The organism is Serratia sp. (in: enterobacteria) (assembly GCF_051654945.1).
In the GTDB taxonomy this organism is placed as follows: domain Bacteria; phylum Pseudomonadota; class Gammaproteobacteria; order Enterobacterales; family Enterobacteriaceae; genus Chania.
Genome location: NZ_JBOFZA010000076.1, coordinates 24,698 through 38,116 on the forward strand (window position 1 = coordinate 24,698; position 13,419 = coordinate 38,116).

The window sequence follows — 13,419 nt, forward strand, 5'->3', positions numbered from 1 at the left end:
CGCTCACCCAATTTTATTACGGTTGGCAAAGGCAAACAGGTCTGCCAACGAGCTACAACCGAGCTTCTCCATTAAACGGCTTTTATAGGTACTGACCGTTTTATTGCTGATAAACATCGCCGCCGCGATCTGCATATTATCCGCACCGCCAAGGATGGCGCGCATCACCTTGATCTCCTGGCTGGAGAGCGAAGCCAACATTTCCTGTTCCGAAGAAAGGCTGCCGACGAAACCGTTCAGTGAGAAAGGAAAATAGCTGTAGCCATTTTGGGCGGCATGCACCGCAGCAATGATATTGGTCATGCCCTCTTTTTTACTGATAAAGGCATTGGCCCCGGCATCTGCACTGCGCTTGCCGTAGAACAGATCGTTTTTGGCTGAGACTACGATAATAATTTGGCTGAACTGCTGCTTTCTGAGCTTTTCAACCACCTCAATGCCGCTCATGATGGGAATATCCACGTCGACAATCACTACGTCCGGCTGCTGCTGCGCTACCTGTAACAGCGCTTCGGCCCCGTCCCCCGCCTCGCCAATAACCTCAATCCCTTCACTTTCCAGCAGGTTCCTGATCGCCATACGGGCCAGAGGATGATCGTCAACAATTACAGCACTCAAAAATTTGGCTTCACCCATGGTTGTTTCCTGGTCATATAAAAAATACGGACAGTGTTGGGCAGCGATGTTGCTTCGCTCGCTCTCTATCTTAAGGATATCAAGCTATCTACGAGCTTATAGCATAACCGTGTTTATTGTTCTAATTCACAGAACTTCCTTCCCCCTTACTCTCCAAAGTGTGGGGCTTTCCCTGCAGTTGTCAGATAGGGACGTCAGTTTCCGGCGCGCCACTGGCAGACCTGGTTTAGCAAGGGACTACACGTGTAGGAGGCGGCCTGCAACAACTTCCGATGTCTCTGCTGTGTTACGGCCAGGCCCTGCATTATCATTATTACGAACTTTCAGCATTGCTGCTCGCCGATCCGGACGTTTCAAGCTGAAAATGATGACCAAGCCATTCTATTAATCAATTACGCTCTGCGCTTATTGCCACTGGCAGCGTGATGGCTTGCTATTGCTCCTAAACAGACCAGCAAGGGTTTTGCCAATGCCACAATTACCCCCCTCAGACAGTAACCAGGTGAAAACACCCTTAGAAAAAAGAAAGCATTGGCTGATCGTTTTTCTAGTGGTGATTGTTATTACAGCCATGGCCAGTGCCGCCTGGTGGTATTTCAATTCGCGCAATGTGCAAAGCACCGACGATGCCTATGTCATGGGCAATCAGGTCGCGATTTCTTCGCAGGTGAATGGCAGCGTGGTCAGCGTGAATTACACCAATACCGATTTAGTCCACCAAGGGGATGTGTTGGTCAATTTAGATGATACCGATGCCAACCTCAGCTTTAAAAAAGCCAAAAATAATCTGGCGGAAACGGTGAGAAAAACCAAGCAGATCTATATCGCCGACGAACAATATAGCGCCAATATTGCCCAGGCTAAAATCGCGTACCAACAGGCACAGGCCGATTTTAAACGTCGCACCCAGCTGATGGGCGCGGGGGCTTTTTCAAAAGAAGATCTGCAACATGCGCGCAATGCCGTTAGCAGCAGCAAGGCAGCGCTGGACGTCGCCATTCAGGAATATCGCGGTAATCGTGTTCTGATCCAGAACTCCACGCTTGAACAGCAGCCGGCAATCCTGTTGGCAGTAGAACAACTGCGTGAAGCCTGGCTGGCGCTACAACGTACCAAAATTCGCAGCCCGGTGACCGGCTATGTCGCGCAGCGCAATGTGCAGGTCGGTGAAACGCTGAGTGCAGGCCAGGCCTTATTATCTATCGTCCCCGCCGATCAGCTGTGGATTGACGCCAACTTCAAGGAAACCCAGCTCAGTGGTGTCCGCATTGGGCAGAAGGTGAGCGTGGTGAGCGATCTGTATGGCAGTGATGTGGTCTTCGACGGCGTGATTGAAGGGATCAATATGGGCACCGGCGGCGCGTTTTCAGTACTACCCGCGCAGAATGCCACCGGCAACTGGATCAAAGTGGTACAACGCCTTCCGGTGCGTATCACCCTGGATGCCGAGCAAGTCAAAGCGTACCCGCTGCGGATTGGCTTATCCACCACGGTGACCCTGCGCGAAAACAACACCAACGGGCCTGCGCTGTCTACCACCCAACGCCAGACTCCGGCTTACCAAAGCCAGGCGCTGGTGCTCGATACCGCGATTATCGACGGGGAAATCCTCAGCATCATCAAAGCCAATGCGATGTGATCTATGAGCAACAACCGCGCACTGCTGCCGCTCAAAGGCTGGTCATTGATCCTGGTGACGCTCTCGCTATCGATGGCGACCTTTATGCAGATGTTGGACTCCACCATTTCCAATGTCGCGATCCCAACCATTTCCGGCTTCCTGGGTGCCTCGACGGACGAAGGAACCTGGGTGATCACCTCGTTTGGCGTCGCCAATGCGATCGCCATCCCGATGACCGGGCGTCTGGCACAACGCTTCGGCGAGTGCCGGCTGTTTTTAGCTTCGGTGGCATTGTTTGCCCTGGCGTCGCTGTGCTGCGGGCTCTCCACCAATCTCGATATGCTGATCTTTTTCCGCGTCATTCAAGGATTGGTTGCAGGCCCGCTGATCCCGCTCTCGCAAAGTCTGTTGCTGCGTAACTACCCGCCGGAGAAGCGTAATATCGCGTTGGCGCTCTGGTCAATGACGGTGATTATCGCCCCGATATTTGGCCCGATTATTGGCGGCTATATTTGCGATAACTATGACTGGGGCTGGATATTTTTAATCAACGTGCCGTTCGGCATCGTGGTGGTTGCCATTACCGCGTGGAAGCTGAAAGGAAGAGAAACGCCTACCGAGCCGGTGAAAATCAATCTGTTTGCATTAAGCCTGCTGGTGCTCGGTGTAGGTTGCCTGCAAATCATGTTGGATAAGGGCAAAGACCTCGACTGGTTTAACTCCACCACCGTGATTGTGCTGGCCGTGATTGCCGTGGTGGCGCTGATTTTGCTGATTATCTGGGAAGCCACCGACGATAATCCGATCATCGATCTGAGCCTGTTCCGTTCGCGTAACTTCAGCATCGGCATCCTGTGCATCAGTTGCGCGTATCTGATTTATGCCGGAGCGATTGTGTTGATGCCGCAGCTGCTACAGATTGTCTTTGGCTACACCTCGGTGTGGGCGGGTCTGGCCTATGCCCCCATCGGGCTGATGCCACTGCTGATCGCCCCATTGATTGGCCGCTACGGCGATCGTGTCGATATGCGGGTGCTGGTGACCTTCAGCTTTATCGTGTATGCCGGTTGCTACTACTGGCGAGCGATGACGTTTAACCCGGCGATTGGCTTTAGTGCCGTGGTGCTGCCGCAGTTGATGCAAGGCTTCGCCGTGGCCTGCTTCTTCCTGCCGCTGACCACCATTTCGTTGTCAGGACTGGCACCAGAAAAATTTGCCGCAGCCACCAGCTTAAGCAACTTTTTCCGTACGTTATCTGGCTCGATCGGCACGTCACTCACCATGACTTTGTGGAGCCACCGGGAGTCGTTTCACCATGCGCAGTTGACGCAGTCGGTGACGCAATTCAACCCGGCCGCGATCAAGCTGGATCGGGAGTTGCAACATCTGGGGTTCGATCAACAACAAGCAGCGACCTATATCAACGATCAGATTACCCAGCAGAGCCTGCTGATGTCGGCCAATGATATTTTCTATCTCTCAGCGGGGGTGTTCCTGATGCTGACCCTGCTGGTATGGTTCGCCAAGCCGCCGTTTAATACGGCCAAGGCGGGTTGATTAACGGAGGAAATAGGGAGGCGCTGACACCGCCTCCTGATTTACTTAATCCGCTTACCGAGCTCATCCACGATCTTTTCGCCATCCTCTTTTGCCAATGCCCCCATTTGCGGATTGGGCAAGATATCCAGTACCACCTCAGACGGGCGACATAGACGAGTCCCCAGCGGCGTCACCACGATTGGGCGATTAATCAGGATCGGATGCTGCAACATAAAATCGATCAGCTGCGGGTCACTGAACCGCTCCTCTGCTAGCCCCAACTGCTCGTAAGGTTCCACATTTTTGCGCAGTAAGGCCCGGACGCTTATCCCCATATCGGCGATAAGCTTCATCAGTTCGTCGCGGCTTGGCGGTGTCTCAAGGTAATAGACGATCGTTGGCTCGGTGCCGCTGTTGCGGATGAATTCCAGCGTATTACGCGAGGTGCCGCAGGCCGGGTTATGGTAAATGGTGATCATGGGTGTTCCCCGCTACATAGTGATTGATAGGCGTAACGCCAAAGCCGTCAGTGTGACCAACAGCACTGGCAGAGTCATAATGATCCCGGTGCGGAAGTAGTAGCCCCAGGTAATACTCATGTTCTTTTGCGCTAACACATGCAACCAGAGCAAGGTCGCCAGGCTGCCAATTGGCGTGATTTTTGGCCCCAGATCGCAGCCAATGATATTGGCGTAAATCATGGCTTCCTTAACCACTCCCGACGCGGTACTGCCCTCTATGGACAGCGCACCAATCAGCACCGTGGGCATATTGTTCATTATGGATGACAGGAACGCAGTCAGGAAGCCGGTACCGAGCGTGGCAGACCACAAACCGTTATCTGCCAGCAGGTTCAGCACGCCGGAGAGGTATTCCGTCAGCCCAGCGTTGCGCAGGCCATAGACCACCAGATACATCCCCAGCGAGAAAATCACGATCTGCCAAGGTGCGCCGCGCAGCACCTTCCCGGTGTCAATAGCATGACCCCTTTTGGCCACCGTAAACAGGATCACCGCCCCTACCGCAGCAATAGCGCTAACCGGAATGCCGAGCGGCTCCAGCACAAAGAAACCAACCAACAGCAGGATTAATACCACCCAGCCAGTTTTGAACGTGGCCGGATCCTTAATGGCTTTCACCGGCTGTTTCAGTCGTGCAAGATCATAGGTTGGCGGAATATCTTTGCGAAAGAACAGATGCAGCATGACCAGCGTGGCGACGATCGCAGCAATATCGACTGGGACCATCACCGAGGCGTATTGCGTAAACCCCAAATTAAAGAAGTCTGCCGAGACAATATTAACCAGATTGGACACAATCAGCGGCAAGCTGGCGGTATCGGCAATAAACCCGGCAGCCATAACAAACGCCAGCGTAGTGCCTTTGCTGAACCCCAGCGCCAGCAGCATGGCGATCACGATAGGGGTCAGGATCAGCGCCGCGCCATCGTTGGCGAACAAGGCTGCCACAGCCGCGCCGAGTAATACGATATAGGTGAACAGCAGGCGTCCTCGTCCGTTACCCCAGCGGGAGACATGCAGTGCCGCCCATTCGAAAAAACCGGATTCATCGAGCAACAAACTGATGATAATCACGGCAATGAAGGTCGCCGTGGCATTCCAGACAATATGCCAAACCACCGGGATATCGGCGATCTGCACCACTCCGGTGATCAAGGCCAGCCCCGCGCCGAGTACGGCGCTCCACCCAATCCCCAATCCTTTGGGCTGCCAGATCACCAGCACAATGGTCAGAATAAATATCGCCCCAGCCAACAGCATAATTGTGTCCCTCAAATTTATATATGAATTTTCATATGTGTTAAGCGAAAAAATTTAGCTACACAGCGTCTTACCTTCGCGGGTACTGCTCGCCGCTGCCAGCTTCCGCGCCATTAACTGGACTTCATCCTGCTGGCTCAACCAGGCTTGTTCGACAACCAGGGCTGCCCATGCAGGGATATGGGGAGAAAGACGATAATGCACCCACTTCCCCTGCTTACGATCCAGTAGTAATCCACACTCTCTAAGCATCGCCAGATGGCGCGAAATCTTCGGTTGCGACTCATCCAGCCCGGTACAGAGATCGCAAACGCAAAGCTCTCCCAACGCTTTGAGCAACAACACGATACCCAGGCGGGTTTCGTCCGACAGGATTTTGAACAGTTGCAAGGAAGTCAGGGTCATCGCTTTCTCCACTCTCGGTAGTGGCTGAAATGATACCCTTAAGCGTTTTCAAGTCAACAACACATTCGAATTTTCGTATATGTTTTCACGCAGCGAAAACACATCATGTGGCAATATATTCACACCCCGGCAACAAATAATATTGCACTAAATAATGTGAGCCTGTTCAAGACGGAAAATGCCCAATAATGCTATTTATTCTGCATGGTTTTCTCTCACGTGGATCTGCGTAATCATGAACCATTTAGAACTGCAGGCGCTACGTCAGCTTTTTTTTATGACGGTCGAAGAAAGTTCGGCTTATATTTCCCATGACAACAATCCGGTTACATGGCTGCAATGGGAACGAGGCGAAGGGGAAATCCCATCGGAAGTTATTGAAACATTCATGCAAATGATTATAAAAAGAAAAACACACATCAATGCGATCATCGACAAGATCAATAGCCGTATTGGCAATAATACCATGCGTTTTTTTCCGGATTATGCCTCCTTCCTGGCGGTCTATCGCGAAGGGGACTATCTGCAATGGAAAATTTATCAATCTGTCGCCGCTCAGTTGTATGCTTATGATCTGGAACGGCTATGTTAAACATTATTAATCAGACTTAATGATTAGACCGATCCGTTTCATCCACAACGCGATCATGCTTTCTATAAGGGGCGCTTATTAACAGCCCTGCCGGTAATGTTACCTAACCCCATCCCCAACAACAGGTTAATACCTGTGAAAATTTCGGCTCCGCAGACCTCGCGGCGCGAATTGTTTATTACTGAACGCACTTTTGAGCAATAAAATATGGAAAACAAGTATGTACCCACGGCCCTGGGGCTGTATCTGAATTATCTGGTGCACGGTATGGGGGTGATATTAATCAGCTTGAATATGCCTTATCTGGCACAACAGTGGCACACCGATGCCGCTGGCATCTCGATCGTCATCTCGTCTTTAGGGATTGGCCGGCTGAGTGTTTTATTAGTCACCGGCATGTTATCCGACCGTTTTGGTCGCAGGCCCTTTATTTTCCTGGGGATAATTTGCTATCTGGGTTTCTTTTTCGGCATTCTTATTAGCCACACCATTATTGTCGCTTATGTATTTGGTTTTTTAGCCGGCGTCGCCAACAGTTTTCTCGACGCAGGCACCTATCCTACGCTGATGGAAGCGTTCCCCAAGTCACCAGGCACCGCCAATATCTTGATCAAAGCTTTTGTCTCTGGCGGCCAGTTTATGCTGCCTATGGTCATCAGCCTGCTGGTCTGGGCTGAGCTTTGGTTTGGCTGGTCGTTCCTGATCGCCGCTGGCATGATGCTGCTCAACGGTTTGTTCCTGCTGCGCTGTCCTTTCCCCGCTCATCCAGGGCGACGCGTGGCCGAACAGCCCGATCCTCAGGCGGGTATCAACCACAGTTGTTCCATTGTAGATCTGGTCAGCTATACGCTCTATGGCTATATCGCCATGGCCACCTTCTATCTGATCAGCCAGTGGTTGGCGCAGTATGGCCAGTTTGTGGCAGGTATGAGCTATACCCTGTCGATCAAGCTACTGAGCATCTACACCCTCGGTTCCTTGATGTGCGTATTCATCACCGCCGGGCTGGTAAAGAAAAGGTTTAGATCAAGCACTTTTCTGATGCTGTATACCTTCATCTCCTTTATTGCCTTACTCACCGTTTGTCTGTACCCCAATATGTACGTCGTGATGGTTTTTGCTTTCATCATCGGTTTCTCTGCCGCTGGGGGAGTCATGCAGCTTGGGCTGACGCTGATGGCTACCCGCCTTCCCCACGCGAAAGGCAAAGCCACCGGCATTTATTACAGCGCCGGCAGCCTGGCAACGTTCACCATTCCTTTGATTACCGCCAAAATTTCCGAAACCAGTATCGCCAACATAATGTGGTTCGATACCGGTATCGCAGCCTGTGGCTTCCTGTTGGCGCTGTTTATTGGCTATCGTAGTCATAAGGAGGCCAACAGTTCCCTTAAGATCGCCCAGATGGTGAGTTAATTTCGCTGTTGTATGCCCCCCTCTTGCTATATCTCCCTCTCCCCAACCCTCTCCCCAAGGAGAGGGAGCCGATCTGATGCCGTGGTCAGGTACGGTTTTTATTATTAATCATTGGCTCGATCGGTCCCTTCTACTTTTAGGAGAGAGGCATTATTTCAAAACAGAAATCTGGTTTTATTTCTCCCTCTGACAGCAGATACAACATTATTATGACCGCGTGCAATATGAGACAGAATTCCGCTAACCGCTGATACCTCAACAAAGTAAATAGCTTGTTAATAGCACTTGGCATTCATCACACCCAGTCGGCAAACCCCGGACAGCAGCCATCTGTGCATAATTTACCAGACAAAACAGCGACACAATTCAGCAACACCCACCAGCATTTTTCTCTGCAATAAAGTTTAAAACTAAAACGGCATATTACGTACTTATCCCTCCGAGCGTTATTTATACTCACTACACGTTTCAGGCTGCTTTAAATAACTTATTAACAAGAAAGGCCATCGAAAAAACATCCCCGGGATCCAGATAACGTAAAAAATTAGCGATAAGCGGAGAACAGCATGAGCCAGAGCAAGGCCTTCAAAGCGCCATTTTTGTTGGCGGTCATCAGTATCTATTTAAGTTATTTTCTCCACGGTGCCAGCGTCATCACGCTGGCTCAAAACATGACGCCACTGGCCGAGAAGTTCGGCACCGACAATGCGGGCATTGCCTATCTGATATCCGGTATTGGCCTGGGTCGGCTGGTCAGCATTCTGTTCTTTGGCGTGATATCGGATAAGTTTGGCCGTCGCGCCGCCATTTTGATCGGCGTCGCCCTGTATATTCTGTTCTTCTTTGGCATCCCGGCCAGCCCTAATCTGATCGTCGCTTTTGGCCTGGCAGTCTGCGTGGGCGTTGCCAACGCGGCGCTCGATACCGGCGGCTATCCGGCCCTGATGGAGTGCTACCCCAAAACCTCCGGCTCGGCGGTGATCTTGGTGAAAGCCATGGTCTCTTTCGGCCAGATGTTCTATCCAATGTTGGTCAGCTATTTGCTGGTCAGCCATATCTGGTACGGCTACGCGATGGTCATCCCGGGGATCCTGTTCGTCCTGATCACGCTATTGCTGCTTAGAAGCAAGTTTCCCAGCCAGTTGGTCGATGCTGCCGTGGCCAAAGACTTGCCACAAATGAACAGTAAACCGCTGGCCTGGCTGGAAGGCGTCTCCTCCGTCATCTTCGGCGTGGCCGCATTCTCTACCTTCTATGTGATCGTGGTCTGGATGCCGAAATACGCGATGGCATTTGCCGGTATGGCGGAGGCCGATGCGCTTAAGACCATCTCCTGGTACAGCTTTGGCTCACTGATGTGCGTATTTATCTTCGCCCTGCTGTTAAAAAGCACCGTGCGTCCGGTCTGGGCCAACGTGTTTAACGCCGGTGTCTCGGTGATCGCGGCAACCATTATTTATCTGTATCCCTCACCGTTGGTCTGCAACCTGGGTGCCTTTGCGATTGGTTTCTCTGCTGCCGGCGGGATATTGCAGCTTGGCGTCTCGGTAATGTCGGAGTTCTTCCCGAAAAGCAAAGCCAAGGTCACCAGCGTTTATATGATGATGGGAGGGTTAGCCAACTTCTTGATCCCATTGATTACCGGTTATCTCTCCACCGTCGGATTGCAATACATCATCCTGCTGGATATTGCCTTTGCCCTGCTGGCCTTTATCACCGCCATCATCGTCTTCATTCGCTATTACCGAGTATTCAAAGTCCCGCAAAGTGACCTGCGTTTGGGCGAGCGCTTTTTCCAATAACCCACGCGGGCTTGCGCCCCACACGATCATGGTTAGACAAGGAGTTTAGAATGGATGTTACTGCAAAATATGAGCTTATCGGGTTGATGGCCTATCCGATCAGACACAGTCTATCGCCAGAGATGCAAAATAAAGCGTTGGAAAAAGTCGGGCTGCCTTTTACCTATATGGCTTTCGAAGTCGACAACACCACCTTCGCCAGCGCGATTGAAGGGCTTAAAGCGTTAAAAATGCGCGGCACCGGCGTCTCAATGCCTAACAAACAGTTTGCCTGCCAATATGTTGATGAATTGACGCCGGCCGCCAAACTGGTCGGGGCCATCAACACCATTGTCAACGACGACGGCTATCTGCGCGGCTATAACACCGACGGTACCGGGCATATTCGTGCCATCAAGGAAACCGGTTTTGATATCAAGGGCAAAACCATGGTGCTGGTCGGCGCAGGTGGCGCTTCTACCGCTATCGGCGCGCAGGCGGCCGTTGAAGGCATCAAAGAGATCAAGCTGTTTAATCGTAAGGACGAGTTCTTTGATGAAGCCATCGCCTTTGCCAAACGCGTCAACGACAACACCTCATGCAAGGTGACCGTGACCGATCTGGCAGACCAGGAGGCCTTTGCCAGCGCCATCGCCAGCGCAGATATCCTGACCAACGGCACCAAAGTGGGGATGAAGCCGCTGGAGAATGAGAGCATCGTCAGCGACATTGCCCTGCTGCGCCCTGAGCTGCTGGTGACGGAGTGCGTCTATAACCCGCATATGACCAAATTGCTGCAAATGGCCCAACAGGCAGGTTGCCAAACGGTGGATGGTTACGGCATGTTGTTATGGCAGGGTGCCGAACAGTTCAAACTGTGGACTGGCAAAGATTTCCCACTGGAATACGTGAAGCAGGTGATGGGATTCGCGGCGTAATATTCCCGTAGAGCGTGGTGATAGATTTGAATCACCACCTTAATGATTCAGGTAACAGGTAAAAATGAAAACCATAACCGTAAAAAACATTGTGTTCGGCGAAGGCGCGCCAAAAATCATTGTTTCGCTGATGGCTAAAGATATCCCTGGCGTCATCGCCGAAGCGCAGGATTATCGTCACGCCGATTTCGATATTCTGGAATGGCGCGTCGATCATTTTGCAGATGTCGCCACGCTCAGCAACGTGATAGCCGCCGCGCGCCAGATCAAAGCGATCATTGCCGACAAACCGCTGCTGTTTACCTTCCGCAGTGCCCAGGAAGGGGGTGAGCAAGCGCTTCCCCCACAGGCCTATATCGCGCTCAATCTGGCGTTGGTGGACAGTGGCCTGGTCGATATGATCGATCTGGAACTGTATACCGGTGACGATCTGGTCAGGGATGCCGTGGCTCACGCCCACGCCAACAACGTCAAAGTCATCATGTCGAATCATGATTTCCACCAGACGCCGCCGCAGGCGGAAATCGTCAAGCGCCTGTGCAAAATGCAGGAACTGGGCGCCGATATTCCGAAAATCGCCCTGATGCCGCAAAGCAACGGCGACGTATTAACGCTGCTGGCCGCGACGTTGGAAATGCACGAGCAACATGCCCACGGCCCGATCATCACCATGTCGATGGCCAAAACCGGTATTATTTCCCGGTTAGCGGGCGAAACTTTTGGCTCGGCGGCCACCTTTGGCGCGGTCAAGAAAGCCTCCGCGCCCGGGCAAATCTCTGTCACAGATTTACGTGCCATATTAAACATACTGCATTAATTGCGTAGCGTACTGAAATAACTTTCGGCGGGAATAATATTATTCCCGCTTAAATAACAAAGAATACCCCTCACCCTAACCCTCTCCCACAGGGAGAGGGGATTGAACGTGCTATACATGAACTCCTGCACCTCTCCCACAGGGAGAGAGGATTGAACGTGCTATATATGAGCTCCTGCACCTAATTTCTGTGCTGGACTAGCTCCCTCTCCCTGTGGGAGAGGGATGGGGTGACGGGAAATACACATTAATAAATTAAATATCTTGGTCATCAACTGGAGTTATTATGGATCTGGTAAAACCGAAAAGAATCAATGGCAGAGTGCCGGTATTATCGGCACAAGAGGCCGTGAATTATATTCCTGACGAAGCCACCTTGTGCGTATTAGGTGCCGGCGGCGGTATTCTGGAGGCCACCACCTTAATTACCGCGCTGGCAGAAAAATATCAAACCACGCAAACCCCGCGCGATCTGTCATTAATCAGCCCGACAGGATTAGGCGACCGGGCCGATCGCGGCATCAGCCCGCTGGCACAGGTTGGGCTGGTGAAGTGGGCACTGTGCGGGCATTGGGGGCAATCTCCACGCATCTCCGATCTGGCCGAGCAGAATCTGATTGCCGCCTACAACTATCCTCAGGGCGTGTTAACCCAAACCCTGCGGGCCGCTGCGGCACATCAGCCGGGGATTTTAACCGATATCGGTATTGGTACCTTCGTCGACCCGCGTCAGCAAGGCGGCAAGCTCAATGAGGTGACCAAAGAAGATCTGATCAAGCTGGTCGAGATCGATAACCAGGAATACCTCTACTACAAGGCTATTGCGCCCAACGTTGCCTTTATTCGCGCCACCACCTGCGACAGCGAAGGCTATGCCTCATTCGAAGATGAGGTGATGTATCTGGATGCGCTGGTGATTGCTCAGGCGGTGCATAACAACGGCGGCATCGTGATGATGCAGGTGCAAAAGATGGTCAAGAAGGCCACGCTGCACCCTAAAGCGGTACGCATCCCTGGCTACCTGGTGGATATTGTCGTGGTCGATCCGCAGCAAACACAGCTGTACGGCGGTGCCCCGGTAAACCGCTTTATCTCCGGCGATTTCGTGCTTGATGACAGCACCCAAATCGCCCTGCCCCTCAACCAACGCAAACTGGTGGCACGCCGTGCGCTCTTTGAGATGCGCAAAGGGGCGGTGGGTAACGTCGGGGTGGGCATTGCCGACGGTATCGGCCTGGTAGCCCGTGAAGAAGGCTGTGCCGATGATTTCGTGCTGACGGTCGAGACCGGCCCCATCGGCGGCATTACCTCACAGGGCGTAGCCTTCGGCGCGAACGTCAACACCCGTGCCGTACTGGATATGACCTCTCAGTTCGATTTCTACCACGGCGGTGGCCTGGATGTCTGCTACCTGAGCTTTGCCGAGGTGGATCAACAGGGCAACGTCGGCGTGCATAAATTCAACGGCAAAATCATGGGCACCGGTGGTTTTATCGATATCAGCGCCACGTCGAAAAAGATCGTTTTCTGCGGCACCCTCACCGCCGGCAGCTTAAAGACCGCGATCAACGACGGCAAGCTGAATATTGTGCAGGAAGGCCGCGTCAAAAAATTCATCAAGCAATTACCCGAAATCACCTTTAGCGGCAAAATCGCGCTCGAGCGAGGATTGGACGTGCGTTATATCACCGAGCGCGCGGTCTTTACGCTCAAAGAAGATGGCCTGCATCTGATTGAAATTGCCCCCGGTGTCGATCTGGAAAAAGACATTTTGGCAAAAATGGATTTCGCCCCGGTTATTTCCCCGCAGCTAAAACTGATGGACGAAAGATTGTTTATCGACGGTGTAATGGGTTTCACTTTACCTGAATCAGTATATTAAAAGGAGTAAGG

General features: G+C 52.2%; 12 protein-coding genes. 8 read left to right on the forward strand and 4 right to left on the reverse strand.

Annotated features, from left to right (window positions below; all coding sequences use genetic code 11):
* Nucleotides 1–3 precede the first annotated feature (3 nt).
* Complete coding sequence (gene evgA, locus ACRDCA_RS15425; RefSeq protein WP_438690413.1) at nt 4–618, reverse strand: acid-sensing system DNA-binding response regulator EvgA; 615 nt, start codon at nt 616–618, stop codon at nt 4–6.
* A 487-nt stretch (nt 619–1,105) separates the two neighbouring features.
* Here evgA and ACRDCA_RS15430 point away from each other — a divergent pair, with 487 nt between their 5' ends.
* Together ACRDCA_RS15430 and ACRDCA_RS15435 are read left to right on the forward strand one after the other, a co-directional pair.
* Nucleotides 1,106–2,275, forward strand: a complete 1,170-nt coding sequence (locus tag ACRDCA_RS15430; RefSeq protein WP_438690320.1) for an EmrA/EmrK family multidrug efflux transporter periplasmic adaptor subunit — start codon at nt 1,106–1,108, stop codon at nt 2,273–2,275.
* Between the two features lie 3 nt (nt 2,276–2,278).
* Entirely contained in the window at nt 2,279–3,814 is a 1,536-nt protein-coding gene (locus ACRDCA_RS15435; protein ID WP_438690321.1) for a DHA2 family efflux MFS transporter permease subunit, read from the forward strand.
* Nucleotides 3,815–3,855: 41 nt separating this feature from the next.
* Here the strand turns inward: ACRDCA_RS15435 and arsC are convergent, their stop codons facing one another.
* The 3 genes from arsC to ACRDCA_RS15450 are packed head-to-tail and all read right to left on the reverse strand — an operon-like array spanning nt 3,856 to nt 5,982.
* On the reverse strand, nt 3,856–4,275 hold the full coding sequence (arsC, locus tag ACRDCA_RS15440) for a glutaredoxin-dependent arsenate reductase (protein ID WP_438690322.1): 420 nt from the start codon (nt 4,273–4,275) through the stop codon (nt 3,856–3,858).
* A gap of 12 nt (nt 4,276–4,287) precedes the next feature.
* Nucleotides 4,288–5,577 carry an arsenic transporter gene (locus ACRDCA_RS15445; protein ID WP_438690323.1) on the reverse strand — a complete coding sequence of 430 codons (1,290 nt, stop codon included), beginning with the start codon at nt 5,575–5,577 and terminating at the stop codon, nt 4,288–4,290.
* A 54-nt stretch (nt 5,578–5,631) separates the two neighbouring features.
* The gene (locus tag ACRDCA_RS15450) at nt 5,632–5,982 is read right to left on the reverse strand and encodes a transcriptional regulator (RefSeq protein WP_438690324.1); all 351 of its coding nucleotides are present in this window, start codon (nt 5,980–5,982) and stop codon (nt 5,632–5,634) included.
* Nucleotides 5,983–6,217: 235 nt separating this feature from the next.
* On the opposite strand from ACRDCA_RS15450, the gene ACRDCA_RS15455 reads away from it, so the two are divergent.
* The 6 genes from ACRDCA_RS15455 to ACRDCA_RS15480 all read left to right on the forward strand — a co-directional run bounded on the left by ACRDCA_RS15455 (nt 6,218) and on the right by ACRDCA_RS15480 (nt 13,408).
* Nucleotides 6,218–6,574, forward strand: a complete 357-nt coding sequence (locus ACRDCA_RS15455) for a YdiL family protein (RefSeq protein ID WP_438690325.1) — start codon at nt 6,218–6,220, stop codon at nt 6,572–6,574.
* Nucleotides 6,575–6,781: 207 nt separating this feature from the next.
* Nucleotides 6,782–7,990, forward strand: coding sequence for an MFS transporter (locus tag ACRDCA_RS15460; protein WP_438690326.1), 1,209 nt, complete (start codon nt 6,782–6,784; stop codon nt 7,988–7,990).
* Nucleotides 7,991–8,556: 566 nt separating this feature from the next.
* Nucleotides 8,557–9,792 carry an MFS transporter gene (locus tag ACRDCA_RS15465; RefSeq protein ID WP_438690327.1) on the forward strand — a complete coding sequence of 412 codons (1,236 nt, stop codon included), beginning with the start codon at nt 8,557–8,559 and terminating at the stop codon, nt 9,790–9,792.
* 50 nt (nt 9,793–9,842) lie between these two features.
* A complete protein-coding gene (gene ydiB, locus ACRDCA_RS15470; RefSeq protein ID WP_438690328.1) occupies nt 9,843–10,709 on the forward strand; it encodes a quinate/shikimate dehydrogenase in 867 nt (288 codons plus the stop codon).
* 64 nt (nt 10,710–10,773) lie between these two features.
* Nucleotides 10,774–11,526, forward strand: a complete 753-nt coding sequence (gene aroD / locus ACRDCA_RS15475; RefSeq protein WP_438690329.1) for a type I 3-dehydroquinate dehydratase — start codon at nt 10,774–10,776, stop codon at nt 11,524–11,526.
* A gap of 286 nt (nt 11,527–11,812) precedes the next feature.
* Nucleotides 11,813–13,408 (forward strand): acyl CoA:acetate/3-ketoacid CoA transferase, encoded by a 1,596-nt coding sequence (locus tag ACRDCA_RS15480; protein WP_438690330.1) that lies wholly within the window; start codon nt 11,813–11,815, stop codon nt 13,406–13,408.
* The last annotated feature ends 11 nt before the right edge of the window (nt 13,409–13,419 follow it).